Consider the following 13737-nt stretch of genomic DNA (forward strand, 5'->3'; position numbering starts at 1 on the left):
TTGATCAACTTTCAGCGAGGCCCAGTATGGGCAGGGTTTGCGCTTGACAGCCAAGCGCGAACCCAGTGTCGAAAAGCTGTTTTATGACTCGCCCTTGCGCTCCGCGGAGTGCGTGACAGCGTGTGCGGGCATCTTGGTCTGCATCAAGTTGTCGAGAGCCTGGCGATAACTGCGACCGGCCAGACTCATGCTGTTGTTATGGCTGGCGCCGGGCACCAGCAACAGCCGCTTGGGTTCCTGGGCAGCTTCAAACAATTGTTGGCTGAAGCGCGGCGGCACGTAGCGGTCGTCGAGGCCATGCACCACCAGCAACGGCATATGGATGTCGGCAATCTTGTCGATAGAATCAAACTTTTGCGACAGCAACCAGCGCACCGGCAACGACGTGTTGGCCACCGCCGTCGCCACGTCTGCCAGGGAGGTAAAGGTGGATTCGATCACCAGGCCGCGCACCGGCCGAGGCGTTTGCTTGCCCAGTTCGGCAGCCAGGTCGATGGCGACCGCGCCACCGAGGGAATGCCCGTAGATCAGGCGCTTGCTCGGGTCGGGTTGCAGCACTTGGAAACGTTCCCAGGCGATACGCGCATCTTCGTACACGGTGGTTTCCGACGGCAGCTCGCCGCGGCTTTGGCCAAAGCCGCGATAGTCGATGGCCAGAACCGAATAGCCGAGGGCATGCAATTGCTCGATGCGGAACAATTGCCCGGTGAGGTTCCAGCGTACGCCATGCAGGTAGAGGATCGCTGGCGCGTCCTTTTTGTCCGCCGGGTACCACCAACCATGAATGTTCTGCCCCGACTTAAAACTGGCGGGCTTGAGTTCAAATTCCTGCACCGCCTTGGGCAAGCCGCTGTACCAACTGGCGGTGCCCGGTTCGATGCGAAACACCAGTTCGCGCTCCTTGTGTTGCAGCACGCTGCACCCCCACCGGCAGGCCGACGATCAACAACGCCATGCACAGCAGGGGCAACCAGCGCAGGCTCAGGCGCGATAGAAAACGAGAGGGCATGAAGATTCCTGAACAAAGGTGAAGCTGGGGTTTTACCAGATGGCCTACACAGGCAGGTATAAATTCGACGGCCGCCCACGGCGATTGCTTGCAAAGTGTTACAGCATTGAACAACCCGTACACCGGTTGTTAGGGTAGGCGGCCGAACAGGAGAGCAAGCACATGGATTTCACAGGTAAAACCGCCATCGTCACCGGCGGTGCGCGGGGGTTGGGACTCAGTTATGCACGGGCACTGGCCCTGGGCGGTGCCCGGGTGGTGATCAGCGATATCGGCGCCGACAAGGTGGGCGCCGGCAACGATGCCTCGGTGGTCCAGGCGGCGGCAGAAGCCTTGCAGGCCGAAGGGCTCGCGGTGATCGGACATGGCGGTGACTTGTCCACCAACGAGGGCTGTCAGCAACTGGTTGCGTACGCCATCGAGGCATTCGGTCAACTCGATATCCTTATTCACAACGCCGGTTGGGTGGGTTACCAGAACATCCAAGACCTGGATGCCGCGTTCCTGCAGCGGGCCATGGACATCAACCTCTACGCGCCACTTTGGCTGTGCAAGCACGCGTGGCCGCACCTTCTGCGCTCAACCGCGCCACGGATTATCCTCACCACGTCCGACCGCGCCATGTACGCACAATACGAGCAGACCGGCCTGGTGGCCTATAGCGCTGGCAAGATGGCGCAACTGGGGATCATGAACGCGCTGAGCCATGAGGGTGCCGAGGCCGGCATCCGGGTCAATGCGATCTCGCCGGTGGCCAAGACGCGGATGTGGGGCGTGACCGAGGAACCTGACGAACTCAAGCCGGATTGGGTAACCCCGGGGGTATTGTTTCTCGCCTCCACGCTGTGCGAGGACACGGGCTACATCCTGCGGGCCAGCAACGGTCAATTCACCGCAACGCGCTTCACTGAGAATCCCGGGGTGGACTACCCGCGCAACCTGGCGCGGATCAACGCCGGCAGTGCTGAAGAAGTCGCGGCAGCGTGGCCTCGCATCAAACAAGCGTGAACCCCCGATTACTCCTTGGAACAAAGAGCCCGACCATGGACAACAGCCCCGTTCGCATCACCGCCGAAGAGACCCTCTCGGACAACTGGTACCTGCTGAAAAAATACAGCTTCGACCTGCGTCGTCGCGACGGCAGTTGGCAAGCTCAGACCCGCGAGGTGTACGACCGAGGCAATGGCGCGACCATCCTGCTGTACAACCGCGCGCAACGCACCGTGTTGCTGATTCGCCAGTTCCGCATGCCCACCTTCGTCAATGACTACCACGGTTATCTGATCGAAGCGGCGGCGGGCTTGCTGGACAATGCCAGCCCCGAGGAGCGTATTCGCCTGGAGGCCGAGGAAGAGACCGGTTATCGCGTGGGGCAGGTTGAGAAGGTCTACGCGGCGTTCATGAGCCCAGGCTCGGTCACTGAGCGGATTCACTTTTTTATCGGCGAATACCAGCCGGGGGATCGGGTCAGTGGTGGCGGTGGCCTGGAAGAGGAGGGCGAGGACATCGAGGTGCTGGAACTGGGCTTCGAGCAGGCCCTGGCGATGGTGCAGAGCGGCGAGATCGCCGACGGCAAGACCATCATGCTGCTGCAGCACCTGGAGTTGCGTATGTTGAAAGAAGGCTGGTGACTTAAACAGCACGTACATCCAATTTTCCCACCTCCCATCCGCGGCAAACTCCCCTCATCGCTGACATTTCAAGGCAGAGGGGCACACCATGGACCCAGCACCACAGACGGGACCCGACGAAGTCGTCACCCTGGTCGTCAAACACTTGATCAAGCAAGGCCAGGAAGCCAACTACGAAGCCTGGCTGCGCCGCATCGTGCGCATCGCCGGCGAGCGCCCAGGGCACTTGGGTGTCGACGTGGTGCGCAGCAAACAGAACAACCTGGCGCTATTCACTTGCGTATTGCGCTACCGCTCCACCGACGACCTGGAAACCTGGCTCGACTCCCCCGAGCGTAAAACCCTGATTGTCGAAGCCTCGCCGATGCTGGCCGATGGCGACAAGACCGAGATCGGTGCGGTCAACGAATTCTGGTTCGCGCCCCTGGCCGACAGCGCCGCCAAGCCGCCGCGCTGGAAACAGGCGGTCGTCAGCCTGTTTGTGATTTTGCCGCAGACCTTGCTGTTGCCGTTTATCTGGGGGCCCATCCTGCGTCTGCACCCGTTCCTGTCCAACTACGTGGTCTCCACCTTCCTGGTCACCCTGACCATCGTGCTGCTGGTGGTGTACCTGCTGATGCCGGCGGCTACCCGCCTGTTCGCACCCTGGCTTGAAGCCTCTGTAAAGGAAACCCTATGAACGCCGATCTGATTCTGTTCAATGGCCAGTTCCACACCGTGGACCGTGAAAACCCGCGCGCAACCGCCGTCGCCATCAGCCAGGGCCGCTTTGTCGCCGTCGGCACCGATGGCGAGGCCATGGCCCTGCGTGGCAGCGGCACCCAGGTCATCGACCTCAAGGGCCGCACCGTGATTCCCGGCCTCAATGACTCCCACCTGCACCTGATCCGTGGCGGGCTGAACTACAACCTCGAACTACGCTGGGAAGGCGTGCCGTCCCTGGCCGATGCACTGCGCATGCTCAAGGACCAGGCCGACCGCACGCCCACGCCGCAATGGGTGCGCGTGGTGGGCGGCTGGAACGAATTCCAGTTCGCCGAAAAACGCATGCCGACCCTGGAAGAGCTCAACCAGGCCGCGCCGGACACGCCGGTGTTTGTGCTGCACCTGTATGACCGCGCCTTGCTCAACCGCGCCGCCCTGCGCGTGGCCGGCTACACCAAAGACACGCCGAACCCGCCGGGCGGCGAGATCGTGCGCGACAGCAACGGCAACCCCACCGGCATGCTGGTGGCGCGGCCCAACGCGATGATTCTGTATTCGACCCTGGCCAAGGGCCCGAAACTGCCGCTGGAATACCAGGTCAACTCCACGCGCCAGTTCATGCGTGAACTCAATCGCCTGGGCCTCACCAGCGCCATCGACGCTGGCGGCGGTTTCCAGAACTACCCCGATGACTACGCGGTGATCGAGCAACTGGCCAAGGACGAACAGCTGACGGTGCGCATCGCCTACAACCTGTTCACCCAGAAGCCCAAGGAAGAACTCAGCGACTTCAAGAACTGGACCGGCAGCGTCACCCTGCATCAGGGCGATGACTACCTGCGCCATAACGGCGCCGGCGAGATGCTGGTGTTCTCGGCGGCGGACTTTGAAGACTTCCTGGAGCCGCGCCCGGATCTGCCCCTGACCATGGAGCAGGAGCTGGAACCGGTGGTGCGCCACCTGGTGGAACAACGCTGGCCGTTCCGCTTGCATGCCACCTATGACGAGTCCATCTCGCGCATGCTCGACGTGTTCGAAAAGGTCAACCGCGACATCCCGTTCAATGGGCTGCCGTGGTTTTTCGACCACGCCGAGACCATCACCCCGAAAAATATCGAGCGCGTTCGAGCCCTCGGCGGCGGCATTGCGATCCAGGACCGCATGGCGTTCCAGGGTGAGTATTTTGTCGAGCGCTACGGTGCCAAGGCTGCCGAAGCCACGCCGCCGATCAAGCGCATGCTCGCCGAAGGCGTGCCGGTAGGGGCGGGCACCGACGCCACACGGGTGTCGAGCTACAACCCTTGGACCTCGCTGTACTGGATGGTCAGCGGCCGTACCGTCGGCGGCCTGGAACTGCACGCCGAAGGTCTGCCGCGCCTCACCGCGCTGGAGCTGTTCACCCATGGCAGCGCCTGGTTCTCGTCCGAGCAGGGCAAGAAAGGCCAGATCAAGGTCGGCCAATTGGCGGACGTCGCCGCGCTGTCAGCGGACTTCTTCAGTGTCGATGAAGAAGCCATCAAGTGGATCGAGTCAGTGCTCACCGTGGTGGGCGGCAAGGTCGTGTACGGCGCCGGCGACTTCGAAGACTACGCACCGCCGCGCGTGCCGGTGCTGCCGGACTGGTCGCCGGTGGTCAAGGTGCCTGGTCACTGGCGTCCAAATTCGCCTTTGCAAGCTCAAGTACACCAATGCAGCGGCCCGTGCGGCGTGCATTCCCACAGCCATGAGAAAGCCCGTCTTTCCAGCGTGCCGGTCAGCGACTTCCAGGGTTTCTGGGGTGCGTTCGGCTGCTCGTGTTTTGCCTTTTAAACCCCCCAAGGAGTTAACCCATGACTTACAAGCGCTTGAACAAAGATGACGCCGTCGTACTGTTGGTCGACCACCAGACGGGCCTGATCTCCCTGGTACAGGATTTCTCCCCCAATGAATTCAAGAACAACGTACTGGCCCTGGCCGACGTGGCGAAGTTCTTCAACCTGCCGACCATCCTGACCACCAGTTTTGAAGGCGGTCCTAACGGCCCATTGGTGCCAGAACTCAAGGCACTGTTCCCGGACGCGCCGTACATCGCCCGTCCTGGCCAGATCAACGCGTGGGACAACGAAGATTTCGTCAAGGCGGTCAAGGCCACCGGCCGCAAGCAGATCATCATTGCCGGTGTAGTGACGGACGTGTGCGTAGCGTTCCCGACCCTGTGTGCCCTCGCTGAAGGCTTCGAAGTGTTCGTCGTCACCGATGCTTCCGGGACCTTCAATGAAACCGTGCAACAAGCCGCCTGGGCGCGCATGACCGCCGCCGGCGCCCAGCTGGTGAACTGGTTCTCCGTGGCCTGCGAGCTGCAAGTGGACTGGCGCAACGACATGGAAGGCCTGGCCAACCTGCTGTCGCCGCGCATCCCCAACTACCGCAACCTGATGAACAGCTACTCGGCGTTTACTGCCAAGTAACCGGTTTTCAAGCCTGTAGGTGATCAATGTGGGAGGGGGCTTGCCCCCGATAGCGGTGCCTCAGTCAAAGCTATTGAGACTGACACACCGCAATCGGGAGCAAGCCCCCTCCCACATTTGATTTGTGGTGTTGCGACCATCCAGTTATAAATCAGCCCATCGTCCACCGAGAAGCGACAATGAACCCCTTCGAAGACATGCGCCTGTTTTGCCAGGTCATGGAATCCGGCAGCTTCACCGCTGCCGCCGAACAATTGGGCCTGTCCAAGCAATTCGTCAGCCGCCGCCTGATCCAGCTGGAAGATCGCCTCGGCGTGCGCCTGCTCAACCGCTCGACGCGCCGGCTGGATGTCACGCCCCTGGGCCAGAGCTACTACGAATCCGCCTTGCGCCTGCTCGGTGAAGTCGAGCAAGTGGAGCAGGGCATCGCCGGCCAGAACAGCGAACCGCGCGGCACCATTCGCCTCAGTGCGCCGTTGTCGTTTGCCATGGCGCACCTGGGTTGCCTGTTACCGTTGTTTTTGCAGCGCCATCCCCAAGTGTCGGTGGAGGTCGACCTCAGCGATCGCCCCGTGGACCTGATCGGCGAAGGCTACGACCTGGTGTTGCGCATCGGCACCCTGGAAGACTCCACCCTGATCGCCCGCCGTATCGCCAGCATCCAGCGGGTGTATTGCGCCAGCCCCGACTACCTGGCTCTGCGCGGCACACCCTTGCAACCCGATGATCTGGCTCAACACGACTGCCTGCCTTACGGCCATGGCCGTCAAGTTCAATGGCGCTTCAAGGGCAAGGTGCAGGCGCTGAATGTCAGCGGTCGCATGCGCGTGAATAACGGTGAGCTGTTGCGTGACACCGCCATCGCCGGGCTGGGCGTCACTTATCTGCCGACCTTTATCGTTGGCGACGCGTTGAAGGACGGTCGCCTGATCACCATTCTCGACGACTTCGCCCCCGAAGCCCTGACCTTGTCGGCGGTCTATCCCCAACATCGGCAAAGCTCGCGGCCGGTGCAGGCGTTGGTGGAGTTCCTGCGCGAGCGCCTGGCTAGCGGCTGTTGAACAACTGGCGGATCAGGTTCGGGGTGCTGCCAGTCCAGCGCTTGAATGAGCGTCTAAAGTTCGCCGCATCATTGAAGTTCAGGTACGCCGCCACTTCATCATTGCTGTAGCCCTTGACCTGGTACAGGTGCAGCGCCACCTGTTTGCGTACCCGGTCCACTTGCTGCTGAAAGCCGGTGTGGTGTTTGTGCAGTTTGCGCTTGAGGGTCGCCGGACTCATGGCGAAGGCCTGGGCCGCCTGTTCCAGGCTCGGCGGTTGGCGCACCTGCTCGCGCAAATAGTCGTAGAGGCAATCGAGAAAACTGCCGGCAAAGCCCAAATGTTCGATCTGTTCGCGAGCCTGCTGGCGCGCGACCTGGCCGGCGGTAGCCGAAGCCCCGGGCCAGGCGCGGGTGAGGTGTTCGCGGGGGATGCACATCATGTCCAGCGGGCGCTCGAAGCGCGTCTCTTCGCCCAGATGCACCCAATACTGCTCGACATAACGCGGCTCGGCATGGCTGAAACTGCACACCCACGGCAGACGCTCGCCGCTGAGCCATTGGCTCATGGCAACCAGCGACGTCATGCTCGCTTCCAGCAGAAACCGCCACTGCTCGCCAGCACCGCAACTGTCCAGCCAATACAGGTAGGCGTGGTGCTCATCCAGCTCCACTTGCAGGGTGACCAACGGGCTGAGCAGCACCTGTTGCTGAATAAGGATCTCCAGCGCCTGATGCAGATTCTGTGCATGGCCCAAGGCATGGCTGGCTGCGCCGTAATAGCCGAGCAGCAAGCGCTGGCCCAACAGAAAACTGCTGTCGTCGGCATCCAGCAGCTTTCGACTGTTACCGATCAGTGCCAGGAACTGCTGCGGGCTCAAGCGCGCCGTTCCGGCCAGGATGTCCTCATGGAACAGCCCGGTGCCGCGCAGCAAACGATGGCTGTCGATGTCACGGGACAGTGCCAGGTCAATCAGCGTGGCCGGTTGGTTGTGCCCTGGTATGAAGCGGCTGTCGGCCTCATACCAGTTGGTTTTCACCGCCATCTCAGGCGCTTTTCGCGAGAGGTTGCTTGGCCCTGGCCAACGCCAGGTTCAGGCGCTTGAGCAAGTCCTGGGGCGGCTCGTCCAGGGCCATTACTACCGCTGTGGTCGCCGCCAGTTGCAGGCGTTCGCCCTGTTGCCGGGTTTTGTGGGCCAGGCCATGTACCGCTTGCTGCAACTCCAGCGCGAGCTCTTTGGCCTGGCGCTCGCCGGTGTTGGGCAGCAGCACCACAAAGCGGTCACCGGCCAGTCGACAAAGCAAGTCCTGGCGGCGCAGATTGAGTAACAACAAATGGCTGAGGGCCTGGAGCACGGCGTCACCTTCGACATGCCCGTAGGCCTGGTTAATGGCGGCGAAGTTGTCCAGGTCCAGTGCCAGCAGTGACAGCGGTTGTTGCTGTTCGCGGCTGTCGTGCAGGCTGTCGGCCAATTGGCGCTTGAGGTAGTCGGCACCGGCCAGGGGCGTGAGTTTGTCGAACAGGCGGTGCTCGCGAAACAGCCGTTCGCGCTTTTCCATCTGCGCGCTGATCGCCAGTTGTTCGCGGTGCCAGTGGTAGATACCGATGGTCAGCAGAATCATGCCCACTGGCATCGGGCCGGATTCCAGCCAGTGGTCCCAGGTGATGCTGTCAGGCAGGCGGATAAACTCATCGAGGCTGTCGATCCACCACGAAAAGAAGATGCACGACAGCCCCAGCGCCAGGTAATTGGTGACGCGCCCGGCGGGGCGGCTTTTAAGCACCAGGCCCAGCCACACCAGGGCGAGCAGGGCGGAACCGCCTTCGCCGAAAATATCCAGCCAGACCCACTCGCTGACGCTTTTCAACTCGCCGCAGGCCAGGTGCAGGATCAGCCCGGCGTTGGCGGCAATGAGCAAGAGTGCGAGTTTCCAGCGATGAGGTTTGAGCACGGAAAACATGGCCGCGGGTCCTTGGGCGAATGAGCGATGGGCGCCAGCACAGCAGATGGATGTGACGGTTGGATGACGGCGTGGGAGGGTCGAATCAGCTCACCTCAAACACACTGGAGATCAGAAAATGTGGGAGGGGGCTTGCTCCCGATGGCGGTGTATCAGTCAACAGATAGGCCAGCTGACCAATCGCTATCGGGGGCAAGCCCCCTCCCACAGGGGATCTCCACAGGTCATATCAGCTCATTCCACGTCCCGGTTCGGGCAAAACCCCCGGTTTACGGGGCTTCGCGCCGACCCCTGTCACAGAACCGTCATCCCCCACCCCTAGCTTGCCCTCCCAGTTGCCGGGCCATTTGCCTGGCGCCAACGGATTCTTGGGGAGGATTTCATGTACAAGCGCACCGGGCTCGTCAGCTTCACGCTCACCGCCTTGGCCCTGGCGATTGCCAGCGAACGGTTGAGCGCCGCCGAGGCCACCACCACCGAGCATGTCGAAGTGGTCGGCCAGGCCGCTGCCATCGATCAAGCGCTTAAAGAGCAGCGCAGCTCTGACAGCATCAAAAGCGTGGTGCATGCCGACGGCGTGGCCCAGTTGCCGGATGAAAACGTCGCAGAAGCGGTACAGCGTTTGCCCGGCATCAGCGTCGAGCGCGATCAGGGCGAAGGGCGATTTGTCAGCGTGCGTGGCCTCGGCCCGGACCTCAACAGCGTAACCATCAACGGCACCCTGGTGCCCGCCCCGGAAAGCGCGCGCCGCGCCGTGGCCCTCGATGTGCTGCCTTCAGAACTGGTGCAGTCGCTGTCGGTGATCAAGACCCTCACCCCGGACATGGACGCCAACTCCCTCGGTGGCACCGTCGACGTGCAGAGCTTGTCGGCCTTCGACCACAAAGGCCTGTTCTACACCGGCAGTACCGAGGCCAGTTACGACAAGAATACGAGTCAGACCAGCCCCAAATTCTCCGGCGCGGCGAGCAACCGTTTCAGCCTCGGCGACGGCATCGACAACTTTGGCGTAGCCGCAGCCCTAAGCTGGCAGAAGCGTGATTTTGGCTCGGACAACGTCGAAACCGGCGGTGCCTGGGACTTCACCGACGGCGCCAAACTCAACGAATTCGAACAGCGCGACTACGACATCAGCCGCGAACGCGCCGGCGGTGGACTGAACTTCGACTACAAGCCCGATGACCTCAGCAGCTACTACCTGCGCACCCTCTACAGCCGCTACAAAGACACCGAAACCCGCAACTCCACCAGCATTGAATTTGCCGACCCCCAAGCCGCTGGTGAACTGGGCGACGCTGAAGCCAAGCGCAAGCTGAAGAACCGTGAGGAAACCCAGGAAATCCAGTCCTACGTGTTCGGCGGTGAGCGCATGCTTGGCCTGTGGACCCTCAGCGGTCAGGCCGGCTACAGCCAATCGAGCGAAGACAGCCCGGCGCACATCGCCGGAGCCACCTTCGACGGCGGCGACTTTGCCAACAGCGGTTTCTACGACAAGGACAAGCCACGGCCAATCATCGGTGCCGGTTTCTACGACCCAAGCAACTTCACGCTCGACAAAGTTGATTGGGAAAAACAGAACACCAAGGACACCGAGAAAAACCTGCGCCTGGACCTGGCCCGCGACTACGACCTGAGCGGCTATGCGTCCCAGGTCAAATTCGGTGGCAAGGTGAGTCGCCGTAATAAGGACAATGACCTGGAGGCCTGGGTCTATAAGGACTTCGACACCCTTGGCTACACCGCCGACCAGCTCAACCTGACCCAGTTCCAGAAGGGCAGTGTCGACTATCGCTTGGGCAACTACGGGCCAGGCATCAGCGCCAGCGGCATCAAGCAACTGATCGGCAGCCTCAATGCGGCGGACTTTTATGACGAGACCGAGTCCCGGGTCAACGACTTCACCATTCGCGAAGACATCAACGCCGGCTACCTGATGAACACCATCGACATCGACGACTGGCGCTTTATCGCCGGCCTGCGCTACGAAGGCACCGAGTTCGAAGCCAAGGGTACCGGCGCCACCGATGGCGTGTTCACTGCCACCGAGACCAAGCGCCAGTATCACCACTGGCTGCCGGGCCTGCATGCGCGCTACCAGATCGACAAAAACACCCAGGTGCGCGCGGCCTGGACCAAGTCCGTGGTGCGCCCGACCTTCGGCCAACTGGCGCCGGGTTTTGTGATCGACGATGACGAAGCCACCTTTGGCAACCCGGACCTCAAGCCCCTGGAATCGAGCAACCTCGACCTTGGCATCGAGCACTTCATGGGCCGCGCCGGCACCGTCTCAGCGTTCGTGTTTTACAAAGACATCAAGAACTTCGTTTACAACACCGACGTGGCCGGCACCGGCGCCTGGACCAACTTCTCCGAGGCCCACACCTACGCCAACGGCGACAGCGCCAAGCTCTATGGCCTGGAACTGGCCTACTCGCAGAAATTCGACTGGCTGCCCGCGCCCTGGAACGGTCTGCTGATCGGCGCCAACAGCACCTTCAGCCGCTCCAGCGCGGATATCGAAGGCTTCGACGCCGCCAGCGGCACGAACCGCAAACGCAACATCAGCCTGCCGAACCAATCGGACACCGTCGGCAACCTGATGCTCGGTTGGGAAGACGACAAGCTCAGCCTGCGCCTGTCGGCCAACTACAAATCGGCCTACCTGTATGAACTGGCCTCGATCAACGACAAGGCCCACGACCTGCATGTGGACGCGCAGACCTTCGTCGATTTCAGCGCGCGCTACTCGCTGACCAAGAACCTGCAAGTCAGCTTCGAGGCCCAGAACCTCACCGATGAGTCGTACTTCGTCTACACCGGCCACCGCAGCTACAACGGCCAATACGAAGAGTACGGCCCGACCTACAAGCTCGGCCTGACCTTCACCCATTTCTAACTCACACCTCGATTCCAATGTAGGAGGGCGCTTGCTCCCGATAGCGGTGGTTCAGTGAATACATCTGCTGACTGACACACCCTCATCGGGAGCAAGACCCCTCCCACATGGGAACTCCATTGTTTTCGAAGGATTTGTTTGTACATGAGAATCTCCACGTTGTACTTGCTGATATCGGTGTTGACCTGCACTCATGCACTGGCTGCCGACCTGACCCTGACGCCTTGGGCGACATCCCTGAACGCCGAAGCAGTGGCTTTCCTCCCCAGCACCCCCGAGCGCCTGGCCGCCAGCACCCGCGACGGCCTGCAACTGCTCGACGCCAAAGGCACTGAACTGACCCGGTTCAAAGGCAACTTCAGCAGCCTCGACACCCGCACCGCAGGCGCCCAGGTACTGGTCGCCAGCCTCGACAATGATCGTCAACAAGCGCTGTTGATCACCCTCGACGCCGCCAGCAAAACCTGGGGCAAACCGCTGTACCTGCCGGCCCGCGATTACCCGGTGAACGGCCTGTGCCTGTACCGCGATTCAGCGGCCAACCTGTTTGTGTTTTTGGTGGGTGAGGAGGGCAAGGGCGAGCAATGGTTGGTGGGCAATGGCGCGACGCTGCTGACTGAACCCCAGCGTGTGCGCGGTTTGCCGCTGCCACCATCGGCGCAGTTCTGCCAGGTGGACGACGGGACGAATCAACTGATAGTCAATGAAGAAAATGTCGGCTGGTGGGCCTACCCGGCGCACCCGGAAGCGGACGTGAAACGCACCCCGGTGGCGGTGTTCGATAATCCCAAGCGTGAAGCCGGTGCCGTCGCCCTGGTGCCGGGTGGCGTGGTCGCGCTCGATCCAAAGACTGCGCAACTTCACCTGTTCCAAAGGACGGGCGAGCGCTGGGTGGAACAGCCGAGCCTGAGCTTGCCTGGCCTGAAAGAACCCGAGCAATTGAGCGTCAACGGCCAACAGCTGCTGGTACGCGACGACGACAGCGGCACGCTCTACCAGGGCAAGCTCAACTGGCAGGCCAAGCCTGTAGCGGCCGATCCTGTACTGCCGGAAGTCGCCGCCGTGCGCCAAACCGACCCAGTCGGCCGCCAGGGTGATGCGGCGGATGATCCGGCGATCTGGATTCACCCCGACACCCCGGCCAAAAGCCGCGTGCTTGGCACCAATAAAAAACAAGGCCTGTTGGCCTATGACCTTGACGGCAAGCTGTTGCAGGAATTGGCGGTCGGACGCCTGAACAACGTCGACGTCCGCCCCAACTTCAAGCTGGGCGCCCAGACCGTGGATCTGGCCGTCGCCAGCAATCGTGATCACAACAGCCTCAGCGTATTCAGCATCGACCGTCAGAGCGGCGAGTTGCGCGAAGCCGGTGAAGTGCCTACGCCGCTCAAGGAAATCTATGGCATCTGCCTGTATCAGCCCGCCAGCGGCGAGATCTATGCCATCGCCAACGGCAAGGACGGCACCTTCCTGCAATACCGCCTGAGCGCCCCGGATGGCCGTGTGCAAGGTGAGCTGGTGCGCCAGTTCAAGGTCGACAGCCAGCCTGAAGGCTGCGTGGCCGACGACCAGCGCCAGCGCTTGTTTATCGGCGAAGAAGACGTGGGGGTGTGGGCGGTGGACGCTCGTGCCGATCAACCGGCCACCCTCACTAGCGTGATCAAGGTCGGCCCGCAGTTGCACGCGGACGTCGAGGGCCTGGCGCTGTATCAGAGCGACAAACGCGACTATTTGGTGATCTCAAGCCAAGGCAACGACAGCTACCTGGTGGTGGATGCCGAGCCGCCGTTTGCGATTCACGGTGGGTTTCGCGTCGGCCTTAATGCCGCCGCCGGTATCGACGGCGCCTCGGAAACCGATGGCTTGGAGGTCACCGCCATCAACCTGGGCGGGCCTTGGAGCCAAGGCATGCTGGTGGTGCAGGACGGCCGCAAGCGCATGCCCGAGCAAACCCAGAATTTTAAATTCGTACCGTGGGCTGACGTGACCCGTGCGCTGAAATTGCCGTGAACCGTCATCACCCCGTCATCACTTTTTAATCGAATAGG

Annotated in this window: 10 protein-coding genes and 1 pseudogene; 8 read left to right on the forward strand and 3 right to left on the reverse strand. The window is 61.7% G+C overall.

Annotated features, from left to right (window positions below; all coding sequences use genetic code 11):
* Positions 1 to 81: 81 nt before the first annotated feature.
* A pseudogene (locus ACVWXD_RS07780) lies at positions 82 to 1009 on the reverse strand (alpha/beta hydrolase).
* Positions 1010 to 1171: 162 nt separating this feature from the next.
* On the opposite strand from ACVWXD_RS07780, the gene ACVWXD_RS07785 reads away from it, so the two are divergent.
* The 6 genes from ACVWXD_RS07785 to ACVWXD_RS07810 all read left to right on the forward strand — a co-directional run bounded on the left by ACVWXD_RS07785 (position 1172) and on the right by ACVWXD_RS07810 (position 6853).
* Complete coding sequence (locus tag ACVWXD_RS07785) at positions 1172 to 2017, forward strand: SDR family NAD(P)-dependent oxidoreductase (protein WP_032889425.1); 846 nt, start codon at positions 1172 to 1174, stop codon at positions 2015 to 2017.
* A gap of 35 nt (positions 2018 to 2052) precedes the next feature.
* Entirely contained in the window at positions 2053 to 2640 is a 588-nt protein-coding gene (locus ACVWXD_RS07790) for an NUDIX domain-containing protein (RefSeq protein WP_032889423.1), read from the forward strand.
* Between the two features lie 88 nt (positions 2641 to 2728).
* Positions 2729 to 3319, forward strand: a complete 591-nt coding sequence (locus ACVWXD_RS07795; RefSeq protein ID WP_032889421.1) for an antibiotic biosynthesis monooxygenase — start codon at positions 2729 to 2731, stop codon at positions 3317 to 3319.
* Complete coding sequence (locus ACVWXD_RS07800) at positions 3316 to 5154, forward strand: amidohydrolase (protein ID WP_181639940.1); 1839 nt, start codon at positions 3316 to 3318, stop codon at positions 5152 to 5154. Before ACVWXD_RS07795 ends, ACVWXD_RS07800 begins: the two co-directional genes overlap by 4 nt.
* 20 nt (positions 5155 to 5174) lie before the next feature.
* A complete protein-coding gene (gene ycaC, locus ACVWXD_RS07805) occupies positions 5175 to 5792 on the forward strand; it encodes an isochorismate family cysteine hydrolase YcaC (protein WP_032889415.1) in 618 nt (205 codons plus the stop codon).
* Between the two features lie 179 nt (positions 5793 to 5971).
* Complete coding sequence (locus ACVWXD_RS07810) at positions 5972 to 6853, forward strand: LysR family transcriptional regulator (protein WP_095184514.1); 882 nt, start codon at positions 5972 to 5974, stop codon at positions 6851 to 6853.
* Here the strand turns inward: ACVWXD_RS07810 and ACVWXD_RS07815 are convergent.
* Together ACVWXD_RS07815 and ACVWXD_RS07820 are read right to left on the reverse strand one after the other, a co-directional pair.
* Positions 6840 to 7877: an AraC family transcriptional regulator ligand-binding domain-containing protein gene (locus tag ACVWXD_RS07815; RefSeq protein WP_457370832.1), complete on the reverse strand. Its 1038-nt coding sequence runs from the start codon at positions 7875 to 7877 to the stop codon at positions 6840 to 6842. The genes ACVWXD_RS07810 and ACVWXD_RS07815 overlap by 14 nt on opposite strands.
* A 1-nt stretch (position 7878) precedes the next feature.
* Positions 7879 to 8793: a GGDEF domain-containing protein gene (locus tag ACVWXD_RS07820; protein ID WP_181644183.1), complete on the reverse strand. Its 915-nt coding sequence runs from the start codon at positions 8791 to 8793 to the stop codon at positions 7879 to 7881.
* A 382-nt stretch (positions 8794 to 9175) separates the two neighbouring features.
* On the opposite strand from ACVWXD_RS07820, the gene ACVWXD_RS07825 reads away from it, so the two are divergent.
* Positions 9176 to 11689, forward strand: a complete 2514-nt coding sequence (locus tag ACVWXD_RS07825; RefSeq protein WP_122764163.1) for a TonB-dependent receptor — start codon at positions 9176 to 9178, stop codon at positions 11687 to 11689.
* A 144-nt stretch (positions 11690 to 11833) separates the two neighbouring features.
* Complete coding sequence (locus ACVWXD_RS07830) at positions 11834 to 13699, forward strand: phytase (protein ID WP_032889402.1); 1866 nt, start codon at positions 11834 to 11836, stop codon at positions 13697 to 13699.
* The last annotated feature ends 38 nt before the right edge of the window (positions 13700 to 13737 follow it).

The sequence above is a fragment of the Pseudomonas sp. TE3911 genome, from assembly GCF_054062775.1.